Annotated in this window: 19 protein-coding genes; 6 read left to right on the plus strand and 13 right to left on the minus strand. The window is 62.3% G+C overall.

Features of this window, described 5'->3' with window-relative positions; genetic code table 11:
• Window positions 1–4 precede the first annotated feature (4 nt).
• From acpP to ACCD07_RS23095, 7 genes are all read right to left on the minus strand, one after another.
• The gene (gene acpP, locus ACCD07_RS23065) at window positions 5–244 is read right to left on the minus strand and encodes an acyl carrier protein (RefSeq protein ID WP_008449912.1); all 240 of its coding nucleotides are present in this window, start codon (window positions 242–244) and stop codon (window positions 5–7) included.
• A 155-nt stretch (window positions 245–399) separates the two neighbouring features.
• Window positions 400–1,146, minus strand: a complete 747-nt coding sequence (gene fabG / locus ACCD07_RS23070; RefSeq protein WP_176651608.1) for a 3-oxoacyl-ACP reductase FabG — start codon at window positions 1,144–1,146, stop codon at window positions 400–402.
• 45 nt (window positions 1,147–1,191) lie between these two features.
• Entirely contained in the window at window positions 1,192–2,133 is a 942-nt protein-coding gene (gene fabD, locus ACCD07_RS23075; RefSeq protein WP_176651609.1) for an ACP S-malonyltransferase, read from the minus strand.
• Between the two features lie 127 nt (window positions 2,134–2,260).
• On the minus strand, window positions 2,261–3,268 hold the full coding sequence (locus tag ACCD07_RS23080) for a beta-ketoacyl-ACP synthase III (protein WP_413448668.1): 1,008 nt from the start codon (window positions 3,266–3,268) through the stop codon (window positions 2,261–2,263).
• Between the two features lie 16 nt (window positions 3,269–3,284).
• On the minus strand, window positions 3,285–4,346 hold the full coding sequence (gene plsX / locus ACCD07_RS23085) for a phosphate acyltransferase PlsX (protein ID WP_176651610.1): 1,062 nt from the start codon (window positions 4,344–4,346) through the stop codon (window positions 3,285–3,287).
• A gap of 193 nt (window positions 4,347–4,539) precedes the next feature.
• Window positions 4,540–4,722: a 50S ribosomal protein L32 gene (gene rpmF, locus ACCD07_RS23090; protein ID WP_008449924.1), complete on the minus strand. Its 183-nt coding sequence runs from the start codon at window positions 4,720–4,722 to the stop codon at window positions 4,540–4,542.
• A 183-nt stretch (window positions 4,723–4,905) separates the two neighbouring features.
• Window positions 4,906–5,403: a YceD family protein gene (locus tag ACCD07_RS23095; RefSeq protein WP_176651611.1), complete on the minus strand. Its 498-nt coding sequence runs from the start codon at window positions 5,401–5,403 to the stop codon at window positions 4,906–4,908.
• Between the two features lie 127 nt (window positions 5,404–5,530).
• On the opposite strand from ACCD07_RS23095, the gene ACCD07_RS23100 reads away from it, so the two are divergent.
• On the plus strand, window positions 5,531–6,121 hold the full coding sequence (locus ACCD07_RS23100) for a Maf-like protein (protein ID WP_413448669.1): 591 nt from the start codon (window positions 5,531–5,533) through the stop codon (window positions 6,119–6,121).
• 8 nt (window positions 6,122–6,129) lie between these two features.
• Window positions 6,130–6,855, plus strand: a complete 726-nt coding sequence (locus ACCD07_RS23105) for an SAM-dependent methyltransferase (RefSeq protein ID WP_413448670.1) — start codon at window positions 6,130–6,132, stop codon at window positions 6,853–6,855.
• Window positions 6,856–6,864: 9 nt separating this feature from the next.
• On the opposite strand, the gene ACCD07_RS23110 is transcribed toward ACCD07_RS23105, so the two are convergent.
• Both ACCD07_RS23110 and ACCD07_RS23115 read right to left on the minus strand, forming a co-directional pair.
• Window positions 6,865–8,133 (minus strand): EAL domain-containing protein, encoded by a 1,269-nt coding sequence (locus ACCD07_RS23110; RefSeq protein ID WP_176651614.1) that lies wholly within the window; start codon window positions 8,131–8,133, stop codon window positions 6,865–6,867.
• 105 nt (window positions 8,134–8,238) lie between these two features.
• Window positions 8,239–9,168, minus strand: coding sequence for a 23S rRNA (adenine(2030)-N(6))-methyltransferase RlmJ (locus ACCD07_RS23115; RefSeq protein ID WP_176651615.1), 930 nt, complete (start codon window positions 9,166–9,168; stop codon window positions 8,239–8,241).
• Between the two features lie 175 nt (window positions 9,169–9,343).
• On the opposite strand from ACCD07_RS23115, the gene ACCD07_RS23120 reads away from it, so the two are divergent.
• Both ACCD07_RS23120 and ACCD07_RS23125 read left to right on the plus strand, forming a co-directional pair.
• On the plus strand, window positions 9,344–9,601 hold the full coding sequence (locus ACCD07_RS23120) for a hypothetical protein (protein WP_176651616.1): 258 nt from the start codon (window positions 9,344–9,346) through the stop codon (window positions 9,599–9,601).
• Window positions 9,598–9,822, plus strand: a complete 225-nt coding sequence (locus tag ACCD07_RS23125; protein WP_176651617.1) for a hypothetical protein — start codon at window positions 9,598–9,600, stop codon at window positions 9,820–9,822. Before ACCD07_RS23120 ends, ACCD07_RS23125 begins: the two co-directional genes overlap by 4 nt.
• A 49-nt stretch (window positions 9,823–9,871) precedes the next feature.
• Here ACCD07_RS23125 and aceA read toward each other — a convergent pair whose 3' ends face one another.
• The 4 genes from aceA to ACCD07_RS23145 all read right to left on the minus strand — a co-directional run bounded on the left by aceA (window position 9,872) and on the right by ACCD07_RS23145 (window position 15,338).
• Complete coding sequence (gene aceA, locus ACCD07_RS23130) at window positions 9,872–11,167, minus strand: isocitrate lyase (RefSeq protein WP_176651618.1); 1,296 nt, start codon at window positions 11,165–11,167, stop codon at window positions 9,872–9,874.
• Between the two features lie 302 nt (window positions 11,168–11,469).
• A complete protein-coding gene (gene rraA, locus ACCD07_RS23135) occupies window positions 11,470–11,964 on the minus strand; it encodes a ribonuclease E activity regulator RraA (RefSeq protein WP_413448689.1) in 495 nt (164 codons plus the stop codon).
• A gap of 73 nt (window positions 11,965–12,037) precedes the next feature.
• A complete protein-coding gene (locus tag ACCD07_RS23140; RefSeq protein ID WP_413448690.1) occupies window positions 12,038–13,948 on the minus strand; it encodes a methyl-accepting chemotaxis protein in 1,911 nt (636 codons plus the stop codon).
• Between the two features lie 163 nt (window positions 13,949–14,111).
• Window positions 14,112–15,338: an MFS transporter gene (locus ACCD07_RS23145; RefSeq protein ID WP_413448671.1), complete on the minus strand. Its 1,227-nt coding sequence runs from the start codon at window positions 15,336–15,338 to the stop codon at window positions 14,112–14,114.
• 91 nt (window positions 15,339–15,429) lie between these two features.
• On the opposite strand from ACCD07_RS23145, the gene ACCD07_RS23150 reads away from it, so the two are divergent.
• Both ACCD07_RS23150 and ACCD07_RS23155 read left to right on the plus strand, forming a co-directional pair.
• A complete protein-coding gene (locus tag ACCD07_RS23150; RefSeq protein ID WP_176651620.1) occupies window positions 15,430–16,218 on the plus strand; it encodes an AraC family transcriptional regulator in 789 nt (262 codons plus the stop codon).
• 65 nt (window positions 16,219–16,283) lie between these two features.
• Window positions 16,284–17,234, plus strand: coding sequence for a GGDEF domain-containing protein (locus ACCD07_RS23155; RefSeq protein ID WP_413448672.1), 951 nt, complete (start codon window positions 16,284–16,286; stop codon window positions 17,232–17,234).
• Window positions 17,235–17,236 lie beyond the last annotated feature (2 nt).

The raw sequence follows: 17,236 nt of genomic DNA on the forward strand, positions 1-17,236 counted from the left end.
GAAATTACGCCTTGACGTGAGCGGTAGCGTAGTCGATCGCTTGCTGCACGGTGGTGATTTTTTCTGCTTGTTCGTCAGGGATTTCCATTTCGAATTCATCTTCCAGGGCCATCACCAGTTCCACGGTGTCCAGGGAGTCTGCGCCGAGGTCGTCGACGAACGAGGATTCGATCTTGATGTCTGCTTCGGCGACGCCCAGTTGCTCAGCGACGATTTTCTTAACGCGTTGTTCGATATCCGACATGTTATGGCTCCATTTTGTTTGTTACGGAAAGCGCGCATTTTATCAGGTTTGCGCACTGAAAAACTAATTTCGGTGAGTGCTGCGATTTTGTCGACAACTATTCCGAAATCACTGCTAAAAGACAAGAATCGGCTTCAATCCGAAGCCGCAACCCGTCAATTCATGTACATACCGCCGTTCACGTGAAGGGTGGTACCGGTAATATAGGCCGCTTGCGGCGACGCCAGGAAGGCGACGGCCGCAGCGATATCCTCAGGCTTGCCCAGGCGCGCCAGAGGAATTTGCGTCAGCAGGGCGGCATGCTGCTCTTCGCCCAGCGCTTTGGTCATGTCGGTGTCGATGAAGCCCGGCGCCACGCTGTTGACGGTGATGTTGCGGCTGCCGATTTCGCGCGCCAGCGCGCGGCCCATGCCTTCCACGCCGGCCTTGGCGGCGGCGTAATTCATCTGGCCAGGATTGCCGGAGGACGCCACCACCGAAGTGATGTTAATGATACGCCCAGTCTTAGCTTTCATCATGCCGCGCAAGACGGCGCGCGACAGGCGGCCGACCGAGCTCAGGTTGGTGGCGATGACGTTGTCCCACTCCTCGTCCTTCATGCGCATGGCCAGCTGGTCCTGCGTAATGCCGGCGTTGTTGACCAGGATGCCGACGGCGCCGAAGGTCTTGCCGATCTCGTCGATGACGGCGGCGCAGCGCTCGGCGTCGGTGACGTTCAAGACCATGCCCTTGCCCGCCTCGGCGCCGATCTCGGCCAGGTAGGCGCTGATCGCTTCCGCGCCCGCTTCGGTGGTGGCGGTGCCGATCACCTTGGCGCCCTGGCGCGCCAGTTCCTGGGCAATGGCCTTGCCGATGCCGCGCGATGCGCCGGTGACCAGCGCTACTTGATTTGCTAAATTCATGGATGTCCTTCTGTGTTGATGGAGTCTGCCTGAAGTCGCCGCTGCTTACTTGAGCAAGCTCAAGACGCGCTCCAACGAGGCTTGATCGGTAATCGCGTCGCCCACCAGCGTGGCATCGATGCGCTTGGTCAAGCCCATCAGCACTTTGCCCGGGCCGCATTCGACCACTTGCGTGATGCCTTCGGCGGCGACTTTCTGCATGGTTTCGACCCAGCGCACCGGCGAGGCGGCCTGGCGCACCAGCGCGTCCTTGATCGAGGCCGGATCGCTCAGCACGGCGACGTCGACGTTGTTGATCAGCGTGATTTGCGGCGCCGAGAAGGTCAGGCCGGCCATGTAGTCGCGCAGGCGGTCCGAGGCCGGCTTCAGCAGCGACGAGTGGAACGGCGCCGACACCGGCAGCTTCATGGCGCGCTTGGCGCCCTTGGCCTTGGCGATTTCGCAGGCGCGCTCGACGGCGGCGGTGTCGCCGGCGATGACCACTTGCGCGGGCGCGTTGAAGTTGACGGCCTCGACCACGGAACCCGCGGCGGCAGCGGCCGCTTCGGCGCAGGCGGCGCGGACGTCGTCGTCCGACAGGCCCAGCACCACGGCCATCGTGCCCTGCCCGACCGGCACGGCTTCCTGCATCGCCTGCGCGCGGAAGCGCACCAGCGGCACGGCATCCTTGAAGGCAATCACGCCGGCAGCCACCAGCGCGGAATATTCACCCAGGCTGTGGCCGGCAACGACGGACGGCAGCGGACCGCCGGCGGCGATCCACGCGCGATAGACGGCCACGGCGGCGGTCAGCATGACCGGCTGCGTGTTGGTGGTCAGGTCCAGCTCTTCCTTCGGCCCTTCGGCCATCAGCTTGCCCAGGTCGAACTGCAGCGCGTCGGACGCTTCGGCGATGGTTTGCGCCACCACCGGATTGCCGGCGAAGCCGTCCATCATCGCAATCGCTTGCGAACCCTGGCCCGGGAATACAAAAGCAAATTTAGTCATACTTGGTCCGTCTGATAATAATTGTGAGCACGCTAGCATGCCATCGTGACAGCATTACTACCGCCGAGCTCGTTAGAACTCTAATTCTAATCCAGGCTTAAAAAGGGGCTCAGAAACGCGCCAGGTCCTAGCGAGCAAGAAGGTTATCCGTTAACCTCGCTAGGACAGCGCCCCAGGTAAAGCCGCCGCCGACGCCTTCCATCATGATGTTCTGGCCCTTCTGGATGCGGCCGTCGCGCACGGCGACGTCCAGCGCCAGCGGGATCGACGCGGCCGAGGTATTGCCATGCTGGTCCACGGTGACCACCATTTTTTCAGCCGGCAGGCCCAGCTTCTTGGCGGTGCTGTTCATGATGCGCAGATTGGCCTGGTGCGGGATCAACCAGTCGATCTGGTCGGCCGTCATATTGGCCTTGTCCAGCGCCTCGTGGGCGACCTTTTCCAGCACCGACACGGCCAGCTTGAACACCGCCGGGCCGTCCATGTACAGGAAGGCGCTGCCGGCAACGGCGCCGCCGTCGACCGAACCTGGAATGCTGAGGATGTCCGAATGGCGGCCGTCCGCATGCAGCTTGGTGGCCAGGATGCCTGGCTCTTCCGACGCGCTCAGCACGATGGCGCCGGCGCCGTCGCCGAACAGCACGCAGGTGGTGCGGTCGTCGAAATTGAGGATGCGCGAAAACACTTCGGAGCCGATGACCAGCACGTTCTTGTGCACGCCGGCGCGGATGAAGGCGTCCGCGGTGGAGACGGCGTAGACGAAGCCGCTGCACACGGCTTGCACGTCGACTGCCGCGCTGTTGTTGGTCATGCCCAGTTTTTTCTGCACGATGCAGGCGGTGCTGGGGAAGCTGCCGAAGAAGTCCGGCGTCGAGCTGGCCAGCACGATCAGGTCGATGTCGTTCGGCTGCAGGCCGGCCATCTCCAGCGCCTTCTTGGCGGCGTTGACCGCCAGGTCCGACGATTTCTGTTCCGGCTCAGCGAAGTGACGCGCCGAAATGCCGCTGCGGCTGACGATCCATTCGTCAGAGGTCTCGATGCCTTTGGCGGCGAGTTGATCAGCCAGTTCCTGGTTGGTCACGCGCTTCTCCGGCAGATAGCTGCCGGTGCCGATAATTTTGCTGTACAAAGTCATGCCGTTCTACCGTCCACTAAATAGTTGAGCTAGGTACTTCCGGAGTTTCGGTGTTACGCGGCATGAGCTCGGCGATCAACGTCGAAATATGCGGCAACACATCATTTTTTGCAGCATCATACGCCCGCTTGATCGCCCATTCAAAGGAATATGCGTCGGCGCCGCCATGGCTCTTGAACACCAGGCCGCGCAAACCCAGCAGGCTGGCACCGTTATAACGCGACGGCGACAGGCGCTTCTTGATCGAATTCAAGGCGCCGCGACCGATCAGGGCGCTCAGCATCGTCAGTGGATTGCGGGTGAATTCGGACTTGACCGTGTCGGCAAAGAAGCGGGCTACGCCCTCGACCGCCTTCAGCGTGACATTGCCGACGAAACCGTCGCAGACGACGATGTCGGTGGTGCCCTTGAAGATGTCGTTGCCCTCGACATTGCCATAGAAGTTCAGCGCGCCGCGCTCATGGTCGGCCTGCAACAGCTTGCTGGTGGCCTTGACCACGTCGTTGCCCTTGATGTCCTCGGTACCCACGTTCAGCAGGCCCAGGGTCGGACGAGGAATATTTTCCATCGCCGACACCAGCACCGAACCCATGATGGCGAACTGGTGCAGGTGATGCGGTTCGCAGTCGACGTTGGCGCCCAGGTCCAGCATGTAGGTCGGGCCGCCCTTCTGGTTCGGCATGATGCTGCAGATGGCCGGACGGTCGACGCCGGTCATGGTCTTGAGCACGTAGCGGGCCACGGCCATCAGCGCACCAGTGTTGCCGGCCGAGACCGACGCCTGCGCCTTGCCGTCCTTGACCTGCTCGATGGCCACGCGCATCGACGAATCCTTCTTGCGGCGCAGGGCCACTTCGAGCGGATCGTCCATGGTGACCTGCTCGGAGGCGTGCACCACGCTCAGGCGTGGATGCGCGTCGGCGTGATGCTTCTTCAATTCGGCGCGGATGACGTCTTCCAAACCGACTAGTATCAGTTCAGCATCTGGTTCGCGTTTGACGAAGGAAATAGCTGCGGGGATAGTGACCGACGGGCCGTGATCTCCGCCCATGCAGTCGATAGAAATTTTGATTGTCATTTGTTTTGATTCAGTACCACGCTCCAGCCCTTGCGGGGCAAGCTGCGGCAAGCTGCGGACCTACACTGTCCAGGTCTACGCGTTTCAAAATGACGGTGTGCAAAAGAGGATTGCAGCCGAAGAAAAAGAAAAAGCGATGCATGCGAGTCAACCACGCAGCACCGCCTATTTCCGAGTCCAGCAAAAGCGTCGATTACTCGTCGTTTTTGGTTTTCAGGACTTTACGACCACGGTAGAAGCCGTTAGGGCTGATGTGGTGACGCAGGTGGGTTTCACCGGTGGTTGGCTCGATGCCCAGTTGTGGAGCAACCAGGAAATCGTGCGAACGGTGCATACCGCGCTTCGATGGGGACTTCTTGTTCTGTTGAACTGCCATGTTAATGACTCCTAATACATAAGTTCTAAAATTTTAACACATTCGACCAGCAAATACATGCGAATCGAGTATCCTGCCGGCAAAACTGAACCGGCATAGTTAAACTGAGATTTACTACATTTCACTGCTGACTTGCCATACTCGATTTACTACACGCGTTTGACACGTTCTTTACAACACTACTTATTCGGATTTGAGGCCCTTGAGGGCGTCGAACGGCGACAACTTCTCGCTTTTTGCCTTGTCCAGCAGGGCGGAATCGGGGCAGACATCGTGTTTCGGCGTATGCGGCAGGGCCAGCAGCGCTTCGTCTTCCACCAGATCCATCAGCTCCATGCTGCGGCTGCCGACGATGACATCGATCGTCTCGTCGTCGATCATTTCTTCAATTTCATCCGCCTGCTCATCATCCTTACCAAGCATCAACAGCGTCGAGGCGTCGATGGTGTGAGCATAAGGCGTCAGGCAGCGCTGGCAGACCAGTTGCACGGTGCCGGATACCGACAGCGTCATCTGCGGGAAGCCCATCTTGCTGGTGCCCCCTACTACCTTCCAGGAAATCGTGCCGGAAGTATCGGCGCAATCCTTGGTCAAACGGGTCATTTCGGCAACGGGCGTCACGCCTTCTCTGCTGCCGTTGCTCCGACAAAAATCAAAGGCGTCGATCACAATAGCATTCATTACAGAAAATTTCCCCGGAAAACCTGCGATAATAGCAGGGTTTTCGTCATCAAGTCAAAGCCTTAGCGTTTTTTTCGTTCTTTTTGCCGCTGGCGTTACCGGCGACAGAGCATATAACATTCCCCTCATGACATCAAGTTTACTCGTACTCGCCTCCAGTTCGGCCTATCGCAAGGAATTGTTATCACGGCTGCAACTGCCGTTCGAGGTCGCGGTGCCGGACATCGACGAAACGCCGCTGGCCGGGGAATCGCCCAGCGCCACCGCGCTGCGGCTGGCGCGCGAGAAGGCCGCCGCCGTGGCCGCCAAGATGCCGGGCTACATCGTCATCGGTTCCGACCAGGTCGCCACTTTGGACGGCGAGCAGATCGGCAAGCCGGGCAACCACGCCAACGCACTGGCCCAGCTGCAAAAGATGCGCGGCCGCGAAGTGATCTTCCACACCGCGCTGTGCGTGTTTGACGGGCGGAACGGCCAGGCGCAGGTCGAGGATATCCGGACCGCAGTCACCTTCCGCGACCTGCCGGACGCCGAGCTGGACGCCTACCTGCGCATCGAGCAGCCGTACGACTGCGCCGGCAGCGCCAAGAACGAAGCGCTGGGCATCGCCATCCTCGAGCGCATCGACAGCAGCGACCCGACCGCCCTCACCGGCTTGCCTTTGATCGCGCTGACAGGCATGCTGCGCAGGATTGGCGTCTCCTTTTTCAATACCTAAAGATTTTTATGCCCGGCACCCTCTTCTTAATACCGAACACCCTGGGCGAGACCGAAGCGCTCGCCAACGTGCTGCCCGAACAGGTGCAGCGCATCACCTCGCAACTCGACTACTTCGTCGCCGAGAACGCCAAGACGGCGCGCGCGTTTTTAAAACTGGTGAACGCCCAGCATCCGCTGGCCAAGCCGCTGCAAGAGATCAAGATTTCCGAACTCAACGTCAACACCCCGGCCGCCGCGCTGGCGGGCCTGCTGGCGCCGCTGCTGGCGGGACAGGATGGCGGCCTGGTGTCGGAAGCCGGCGTGCCGGCGGTGGCCGACCCCGGCGCCGACCTGGTGCGGCTGGCGCACCAGCACAACATCCCGGTGCGGCCGCTGGTCGGGCCGTCGTCGCTGCTGCTGGCGGTGATGGCAAGCGGCCTGAACGGACAGAGCTTCGCCTTCAACGGCTACCTGCCGACCGACGCCGCGCAGCGCGCCGTCCGCATCAAGGAGCTGGAGCAGCGCTCGCGCAAGGAAAAGCAGACGCAGCTGTTCATCGAAACGCCGTACCGCAACGCCGCCATGCTGGAAGCGCTGGTGACGGCCTGCGCGCCGGGCACGCTGGTCTGCGTGGCGACCGACCTCAGCCTGCCATCGGAAACCATCCGCACGATGACGGCGGCCCAATGGAAAACCGCCAAGGCGCCCGACTTCCACAAGAAGCCCACCGTGTTCCTGCTGCTGGGCCAATAAAATCCGGGGTCAGATGTGGCGGGCGTACTCGGTCACCCATTCGATGGCGGCCAGCTGGATCGCGTACAGTTCGGACGGCTTCAGGGCCAGCTGGTGCAGCAGCGGCGCCAGCGTCTTGCCATCGCCGGCTTTTTCGATGTGCTCGATCAGGTTCAGCATGCTGCCGTAGTCGCCGCTGCGATGCAGTAACGCGGCGCGCACCTCGTCCAGCACGTTGACGCTGTCGAGCACGTCACGCATGTGGATAGAGAACAGCGTGTCCATCAGCGACATCACCCCCACCGTGAAGCCGATGTCGGCGCTGACGCGCTGCCCCGGCCGCAGGTGCTCGACCATCAGCTCCATCGTCTTGCCGCGCGTGGTGGCCAGTTGCAGCAGCGGCGACGTGAATTCCTGTGTGCCGCCGTTCTTCACGTACAGCAGGATCTGCAGCCAGCGCTGCAGCTGGCGCCGGCCCAGCACCATCAACGCATGGCCGACCGAGTTGATCCTGTAGCGGGCGCCCACCGCCGGCGTGTTCACCAGCCGCAGCAGGTTCAGCGTGATGAGCGCATCGTGCTTGACGCTGCGCTCGATCTCCTGGCTGGTGGCGTCCGTGTTAAGCAAATCCAGCAGGTGCAGCACGCTGCGCTGCGACGGCGAGATCTTCTTGCCGCTCAGGATCACCGGCCGCGCAAAATAATAGCCCTGGAAATATTCGAAGCCCAGCTCCATGCATTGCTGGAACTCCTCGATGGTCTCGACTTTCTCGGCCAGCAGCTTTTGCCTGGGGTTCTTCAGCACCCGCGCCAGCGCCTGCAAGGTGCCCGGCTGCATGTCCTTGATGTCGACCTTGATCACGTCGCACAAGGGCTGCAGCTTTTGCACGTCCTCGGAATGGCCGATCACGTCGTCCAGCGCGAACTTGAAGCCGGCCTGCTTGAGCTCACGCACGCGGTCCATCACTTCCGGCGTGGCCTTCACCGTTTCAAGGATTTCAAGGATGACTTTATCGTTCGGCAGGAAGCGGATGAAGTCGCTCATCAGCCCGACGGCGTCGACGTTGACGAAGGCCATCTGGTCGCCGACCACCTGCCCCATGCCCAGCTCGGAGGCATGGGCGATGACGGTGGCGGTCGCTTCCGCATCGTCGGTGACGTCGGCTTCGTTGCGCTGCCGCGCGTCGCGGAACAGCAATTCGTAGGCCACCAGCCGCTGTCCCCGATTGAGGATGGGCTGGCGCGCCAAAAAGAAATTGTCAGCAAAGTTGGACGGTACCGGCGTAGTCGTCATCATCATGGGAAGCTCCCAATCTGCAATCTGCTTGATTACCGGGCGGCTGTCTCCTGCAGCGGCCCGCTATCCACCAGACTAACCGTACTATACCGTCCTGACAACATTTTTCTATCGTGTAACGGGGCGGCGCACGGCGTTGTTGCGCGTAGCCGTCGGTGTGCCGCTCTCGAGCGTGAAGCGCGCGCCGGAGTCCTTGCCCAGCACCTTGACCAGGTAGGGCATGGCTTCCTTCAGCATCGGCTCCAGCGTGTACGGCGGATTGAGGATGAACATGCCGCTGCTGTGCAGGCCGAAGCCGTCCGGCATCGGCGTGTTGGTGGTCAGCACGACGTTGAGCCAGCTCGACGCCTGCAGCTGCTTGAGCTTGTCGGCGAACTGGCGCGACTCCATGCGCTGCAGCAGCGGGTACCAGACGGCATAGGTGCCGGTCGGGAAACGCACCAGCGCGTCGGCCAGCGTGTCCTTGACCTTCTTATAGTCCATCTTGTCTTCATACGGCGGATCGATCAGCACCAGCGCGCGGCGCGACGGCGGCGGCAGCAGCGCCTTCAGCGCCTGGAAGCCGTCGCCACGGGTGATCAGCACGCGCTTGCCGCGCGTGGTCGGACGGATGCCCTGCTGCGCGGCGTGCTCTTCGAGCTTGCGGAAGTTATCGGCCAGCAGTTTCGAATCGGCCGGATGCAGCTCGAACAGGCGCAGGCGGTCCTGCTCGCGCGCGACCTGGTCGGCGATGTACGGCGAACCGGGGTAGTAGCGCATCTTGCCGCTCGGGTTCATGGCGCGCACCAGGTCGACATATTCCTTGACCGCCGCAGGCATGTCGGTGCGTTCCCACAGCGGGCCGATGCCGGTATCGTATTCCGCGTTCTTGGAGGCGAACGTACCGTCGAGCGCGTACACGCCGGCGCCGGAGTGGGTGTCGATGTAGCTGTATGCGGTATCTTTTTGATTCAGATACTGCAGCAACTGGATGGTCACGAAATGCTTCAACACATCGGCGTGATTACCCGCGTGAAAGGCGTGGCGGTAACTCAACATAAGCTTGGTATTTCCTAAATGGGTGGTGCGGAACAATCCCGCATTATCCACTAGAAAGGCGATCCAGCCAAAAAAGCGCACACATCGTTTGCATCAAAGCGTACGCCAGTGTGGGGGCTAGCATGGAACTGCCGCGCTGCATTTGCATGCGCGGAGACTTTTCAAGGAGGAGATCATGTCTTTCAATAACGTAGGTCCGCTGACCTTCCTGGCGCCCGGCCAAACGGCGTTCTGGAGCTACAGCTACGGCAGCGATCACGGCACGCAGTTTGCCTCGGCCGATGTCAAGGCGCCCAACCAGGGCGCGGTGCACATGGCGGACCAGCAAAGCAAGCGCAAGGAAAACGACGGCAACGCCACCTATTTCGTGCAGATCCACAACCAGGGCGTGGGTGGCGCCTTCCACAACCTGCAAGGCGGAGGCATGTCATGAAGATGACCATCGTAACGGATGCGCACGGCAACGTGCTGGGCGCCGTCCAGGGACATTCCCTGTCGGAGAAAAAGGGCGATGTGGAAGCCAGCGTGTCGTTCGCTCCCGGCCACAGCACCCACATGATCGACGTGGACGACGACCTGGCCACGGTTGACGATATCGACGAGTTCCAGCGGCGCCTTCGTCACCACCTGCAGCAGCATCAACAGCAACCCTGAAGTAAAACAGCCGCAGCGCCGGCAACTCCCTCTACGCTGCGGCCTTCCCTCAGGCCACCTTCTTGTCGAAGAATTGCTCGTCTTCAGTCGAGCCGTGCAACGCGGTGGTCGACGACTGGCCGTTCTGGATGGTCTGGGTCACCGCATCGAAGTAGCCGGTGCCGACTTCGCGCTGGTGCTTGACCGCGGTGAAGCCCTTCTCGGCTGCGGCGAACTCGGCTTCCTGCAGCTCCACGAAGGCCGACATCTGGCGGCGCGCGTAACCGTGCGCCAGGTTGAACATGCCGTAGTTCAGCGCGTGGAAACCGGCCAGCGTGATGAACTGGAACTTGTAGCCCATGGCGCCCAGTTCTTTCTGGAACTTGGCGATGGTGGCATCGTCCAGGTTTTTCTTCCAGTTGAACGACGGCGAGCAGTTGTAGGCAAGCATCTTGCCCGGGAATTTGGCGTGCACGGCATCGGCGAACTGCTTGGCGAAGGCCAGGTCCGGCTTGCCGGTTTCGCACCAGACCAGGTCGGCGTACGGCGCGTAAGCCAGCGCGCGGGAAATCGCCTGGTCGATGCCCGGCCTGACTTTGTAGAAGCCCTCGACGGTGCGCTCGCCGGTGCAGAACGGGCGGTCGTTGTCGTCCACGTCCGAGGTCAGCAGGTCGGCCGCCTCGGCGTCGGTGCGGGCGATCACCAGCGTCGAGGTGCCCATGACGTCGGCCGCCAGCCGGGCCGCCGTCAGTTTTTCCACGGCTTCGCGCGACGGCACCAGCACCTTGCCGCCCATGTGGCCGCATTTCTTGACCGAAGCGAGCTGGTCTTCGAAATGCACGCCGGCGGCGCCGGCGTCGATCATCGACTTCATCAACTCGTAGGCGTTCAGCACGCCGCCGAAGCCGGCTTCGGCATCGGCCACGATGGGCGCGAAGAAGTCGATGTCATCCTTGCCTTCGGACCACTGGATCTGGTCGGCGCGCTGGAAGGTGTTGTTGATGCGCTTGACGACCATCGGTACCGAGTTGGCCGGATACAGCGACTGGTCCGGGTACATTTCGCCGGCCAGGTTGGCGTCGCCCGCAACCTGCCAGCCGGACAGGTAGATCGCCTTCAGGCCGGCCTTGACTTGCTGCATGGCCTGGTTGCCGGTCAGCGCGCCCAGCGCATTGACGAAGGGCTCGTTGTTGACCAGGTCCCACAGCTTTTCCGCACCGCGCTTGGCCAGCGTGTGCTCGATCTGCAGGGAACCGCGCAGGCGTACCACATCCTCGGCCGTGTAGGTGCGGGTGACGCCCTTCCAGCGCGGGTTGCTATCCCAGTCTTTCTGCAGGGCTGCGATTTGCTGTTCACGAGTTGCCATGGTGTTCTCCTTAGTTAAATGCGACATCTGTTAAACAAATGGTAGACCTTTTTGTGCTCGGCACCAATTGTCTTATATAAGACATATAACTAAATTAAAACCCATACAAATCAACTGGTTAATTATTATTTTCCACGATACGGAAAGAAATTTCTCTCCATGGAAGAAAATCATGCTGCGCTCACACATCAAATTTCGCGATGTGGAACGGCATTTTCGTCAGATGAAAAAACGGGAGAGATTGATGGTAGCGCCCAACAGATCGCTCGAATTTGTTGGGCGGCAAGAAAAGAAGGAGGGAGTCAGAACAGTTTTTGCTGCGCCACCAGGATGCCGTCGGCGTCGGCGTAGATCCAGTCGCCCGGGTTGACCGGCACGCCGGCGATGTGCACCCGCAGGTTGCGCTCGCCCGCGCCCTTCTTGCTGCTCTTTTGCGGATGGGCGCCCAGCGCGCGCACGCCGATTTCGCAGGAGTTGAGTTCGTCGGTGTCGCGGATGCAGCCGTCGACCACAATGCCGGACCAGCCATTGTCCTGGGCCAGCAGGCCGAGCTGGCCGCCGACCAGCGCGCGGCGCATGCTGCCGCCGCCGTCGATCACCAGCACGTTGCCGTCCCCCGGCGTTTCCAGCATTGCGCGCACGATCGCATTGTCCTCATGCACCTTCAGCGTGGTGACGCGGCCGGAGAACTGCACGTGCTTGCCGAAGTGGCGGAAGACCGGCGGCAACACGGCCAGCCGGCCGTCGTCCAGCAGCTTGCTGTTGTCGTCGCATAAATCGGTGGTGGCAAAATTCATCATAGTCCTCGGCGTTATAAAGATGGCACCGATTCTATGCCGAAAGACCGCGACTGTTCAACCCGCACAAAAGTTAATACCGCACGAAGTCCGCTTCGTCCGGCTCCAGCATGCTTTGGCCGCTGGCCAGCGTGCGCAGGCTCGACGCCTGCCGCGGCCGCATCAGCCTGACGCTGCCGCGCTGCGGCGCCGGCGTCCGCGCGCCGCCGCCGATCGAGAAGAAGCCCATGGTCTGCTGCAATTCCTCGGCCTGGCTGCTCATTTGTTCGGCTGTCGAGGCCAGCTCTTCCGAGCCGGACGCGTTCTGCTGGGTGGTCTGGCTCAGCTGGCTGATGGCCGAGTTGATTTGGGTGAGGCCGGCGGACTGCTCTTCCGAGGCGGCCGTGATTTCCTGCACCAGGTCCGAGGTCTTCTTAATGTTGGGCACCATCGAGCCCAACATCTGCCCGGCCCGCTCGGCCAGCTCGACGCTGCCGCTGGCCACCTGGCCGATTTCCTGCGCCGCCACCTGGCTGCGTTCGGCCAGCTTGCGCACCTCGGCCGCCACCACGGCAAAGCCCTTGCCGTGCTCGCCGGCGCGGGCCGCCTCGATCGCCGCGTTCAGCGCCAGCAGATTGGTCTGATAGGCGATGTCGTCGATGATCAAGACCTTGGCCGCGATCTGCTTCATCGCCGCCACGGTCGAGCGCACCGCCTCGCCGCCCTCGCTCGCTTCGCCGGAGGCCTTGCTGGCCATGGCGTCGGTGACCTTGGCGTTCTCGGTGTTCTGCGCCACCGAGGCCGTCATCTGCTCCACCGAGGCCGAGGTTTCCTCGACGTTGGCGGCCTGCTCGGAGGCCGCCTGCGCCAGCGCCTGCGCGGTGGCGCTGACTTGCTCGGACGCCGCCGCCAGCGCTTCGGCGTTGTTGTTGACTTCGCTAACCACCTGCGCCAGCTTGGCCACCGTGTTGTTGGCGTATTCCTTCAGCTCGGCGAACGCGCCTTCATAAGGCTTGTCGATGGTCTTGGTCAGGTCGCCTTCGGACATGGCGCCCATCACCCGCACCACGTCCGCGATGCTGGCGCCGGTCGTGGTGGCCAGCTGGTTCAAGCCTTCGCCCATTTCGCGCTGGAAGCCCTGCAGGCCGTTGAGGTCGACCCGCGCCTCAAAATTGCCGCGGTTGGCGGCCGTCACCACGCTGCGCTGGCCATCCACCACCTGGCGCAGCTTGCCCATCATTTCCTTGACGGCATACAGCATGCTGCCGCTGTCACCCGGCCGCGTCACCACCTCGGCATTCAGATCTCCTTGCGAAATGCGCGCCATCAGGTCCGCCGCATAGCCCGGTTCGCCGCCCAGGCGCCGCACCAGGTCGCGCGTGATCAGCCAGGCGATCGCCACCGCCGCCAGCACCGCGGCCGCCGACAGCAGTATCACCAGCTGGCGCGTGGCGGCGTAGACGTCATCGGCCCCTTGCGTCTCCTTGTCCATCTGCTCGCCCTCGTACTTGGCGATGGCTTCCAACGCGGCCCAATAGGCGTTGTTGGCCTGGACAAAATCGCCCTTCATGTATTCCACCGCGCGCTTCGGGTCGGACTTGGCCAGCGCATACAGCTGGTCATATTTGGGGGCCAGCAGATTGCCTTTGTCTACGATGTCGCGATACATCTGGCGGCCTTTTTCGCTGGCGGTCACCTTGTCCAACTTGGCCAGCTCGTCGGCGACCTTGCCGCGGTTGGCGGCCACGATGGCCTTGAATTTTTCACGCTCCTCATCGCTGTTGGCCAGCAGCATGCTGCGCAACTCGCTGCCGTTGTCGATGGTTCGCTTGACCATTTCATTTGAAAGTACGACCTTGGGATAGCGGTCCTCGGTGATGCGGCGGATGCCGTCGTTGAGCACCGCCAGGCGCATCAGGCTGACGACCGACAGCACCAGCAGCAGGATGATGACGACGCCAAAGCCAAGCCCGAGCCGGGTTGCAACCTTCATGTTTGCAAGCATCATGTCTCTCCAAAAAAACCGCACATCGCTGCGTGTGTCGCTTCTATTTTGCAAGACAATCCGATGTGCCTGTGCAAAAAAATCGATAGGCAATCATGGCATGCTGGCTTGAATATTGATACGTTTTTCCGAGAACTGTGAACCCTGCGCGACGCTGTCGAAACTATATCGCCTCGGGAATCCCGGCCATGCGGCGCCTGCCGCCGACGCCTATCGTGGTCAATATCACCAGCGCCTGGAACACGCCGATGCCGATGAACACGCCGGCCGGATGGTTGGCGTCCATCAGCGCGCCGAACAGCAGCGGGCCTAGCGCCAGGCCGCTGTCGAGCCCGGAATAGACAACGCCGAACACGCGACCGGTGGCGTTGGCCGGCGCCGCGCCGCGTATCATCAAATCACGCGACGGACCGGAGATGCCGGTCACCAAACCGATCAGCGCCATCAGCATGACGGCCGCCCAGGCGGGCACCACGGCGGCGGCCAGTATCAACGCCAGCACGACGGCAGTGCCGAAGGCGACGATGATGATGCGGTCGTGATGGCGGCTGCCGGCGCCGAGGAAGCCGCCGTACAGCATGCCAAACGCCGAGGCCACCATGTACGAGGTATAGGCTGCGGTGGCCCAGGCCAGCGACATGCCGTACAGACTCACCAGGCTGGTGGCGGCAAAGGTCTGGATGCCGGCCAGCGCCACGGCGGAGATCAGGAAGAAGGCAAAGCACATCCATACGACGCGCAGCCGCAGGAAGCCCAGCGTGCCGGACGTTTTACCGGATGCTGCACTTGATGCGGCAACTTCGGCGGCAACTTCGGGACGCAGCGCATGGCGATTCCATACCAGCAGCGCCAGCACGCTCAGCGGCAGCAACGCCGCGCACAGCAGCGCGGTGCGCCAGTCTGTGCGGGCGGCAACGTAGGTCAGGAACAGCGGCGACACCGCCCAGCCGATATTGCCGCTGATGCCGTGCACCGAGAAGCCATGCGCCAGCCGCGCCTTGGACACGCGCTGGTTCAGCAGCGTGTAGTCGGCCGGATGGAACACGCTGTTGCCGCAGCCGGCCAGCAAGGCGCCCAGCATCAGCTGTACATAGCTGTGTGCGCTCGACAGCAGCACCGCCGACAAGCCCAGCAGCGAGATGCCGCCGAACAGCACCGCCCGGGCGCTGAAGCGGTCCACTACAAATCCCGCCAGCGCCTGTCCGATGCCCGAGACCACGAAGAACACGGTCATCAGCAAGCCCAGCTCGGAATAACTCAGGTGGAATTCCGGTTTCAGCCAGGGAATCAGCGCCGCCATGATCACGTGATAAAAGTGCGACGTGCCATGCGCCAGCCCGACCAGGCCGATGACCCTGGCGTCCTGCCGCAGCAACGATTTGTCGTCCATACCGCTCCCCTGCTGAAAAAGAAAACACAGTGTAAGCATTTCCGCCCCGGCTGATTTAAGATAGAGAGTCAACATTTATCGAATTTCCGCCATGCCCATCCCTGTCGTCACGCACACGCAGTTCAACTGGGATTGCGACTATCCCACCCCGGCCCGGCCGCTGACCATGTCGGGCCGCGACCTGCCTGCCGACGCCGTGCTGCTGCCGCACCATCACCCGTGGGGCCAGTTCACCTATGCGCTGCAAGGCGTGATGCGGGTGACCGCCAACAACAGCAGCTGGATCGTGCCGCCGCAGCGCGCCGTCTGGATCGCGCCGGACGTGGTGCACGCGGTCACCGTGCTGGAGCCGACCCGCCTGCGGCCGCTGTGCGTGCACGCCAGCCGCTCGCCCTTTGCCGACGACTGCAAGGTGGTCGAAGTGTCCGGCCTGCTGCGTGAACTGATGGCCGCGTTCGAACAGCACGACCAGCACGAGCAATCCAGCCGCGAACAGCTGTTGGCCGACATGATCCTCGACGAACTGCCGCGCTGCGCCGAGCGCCCGCTGCGCGTGCCGCTGCCGCAGGACAAGCGCCTGAAAACCCTGTGCAACGCGCTGATCGACGATCCCGGCGCCGAGCTGACGCTGGAAGCCTGGTCGGCCCGCGTCGGCGCCTCCGAACGCACGCTGACGCGCCTGTTCGAACGCGAGCTGGGCATGAGCTTCAGCCAGTGGCGCCAGCAGGTCCGGCTGGCGCACGCCGCCCCGCTGATCACGCGCGGCGTGCCGTTGTCGCAGGTGGCCGCGCAGCTGGGTTACGCCAGCCAGTCGGCGTTCTCGGCGATGTTCAAGAAGACCTTCGGCAGCACGCCGACCGCTTTTTTCGGACAAAAATAGATATTTGGTCAAGTTTTGCAGAAATGTACCGTTAACGTTGTCTTGGACGAAAGTACGGTATATAAGTGAAAACTCAACAACTGGAACAGCGGGACCGCATGACGGATTTGTCGCAACTCTCGACCGGGCAGATCGCCGCGCTGCTGGCCGCGCTGCCGGATCCGGCATTCATCATCACGCGCAGCGGCCGCTACGCGGCGCTGTTTGGCGGCACCGACGCCCGCTACTATCACGACGGCAGCAGCCTGGTCGGCAAAAGCATCCCGGAGGTGCTGAACCGCGACAAGGCCGGCTGGTTCATCGAGCAGATCGCCCATGCCCTGGACAGCCCCGGTTTGCACGCGGTCGAGTATCAACTCGCCCGCGCCGACGTCAAGGGCCTGGACAGCGACGGCCCGGAAGACACGGTATGGTTCGAGGGGCGCGTGCAGGCGCTGGGTCACCTGGTGCAGGGAGAAGAAGCGGTGCTGTGGGTCGCCAGCAATATCACCGCCAGCAAGAAGCTGGAGGCGCTGCTGCGCATGCAGAGCGAAACCGATTCGCTGACGGGACTGTCGAACCGGCGCAAGCTGATGGCCGCGCTGACCGAGCACTACGAGCTGTACGCCCGCTACGAGACGCCGACTTCGGTGCTGATCTTCGACATCGACCAATTCAAAGGCATCAACGACGAATACGGCCACCTGAGCGGCGACAAGGCGATCGTCACCACGGCCGAGGTGTGCCGGCATGAACTGCGCAGCACCGACTTCGCCGCGCGGCTGGGCGGCGACGAATTCGTGATCCTGATGCCGCACACTCGCTGGCAGCAGGCGATGCCGATCGCCGAGCGGCTGCGGCTAAAAGTGGCGGAGGCCCTGCGCGAGCTGGGCACGCTGGGCCGCGGCGCCACCATCAGCGGCGGCTTGAGCGAACTGCTGCCCGGCGACGGCTCCTACGAAGATGTACTGAAACGGGCGGACGACGCGCTGTACCGCGCCAAACGCGACGGCCGCAACCGCATCGTCCACCACTAGCC

Source organism: Duganella sp. Dugasp56, assembly GCF_047304105.1.
Taxonomy (GTDB): Bacteria; Pseudomonadota; Gammaproteobacteria; order Burkholderiales; family Burkholderiaceae_D; genus Rugamonas; species Rugamonas hordei.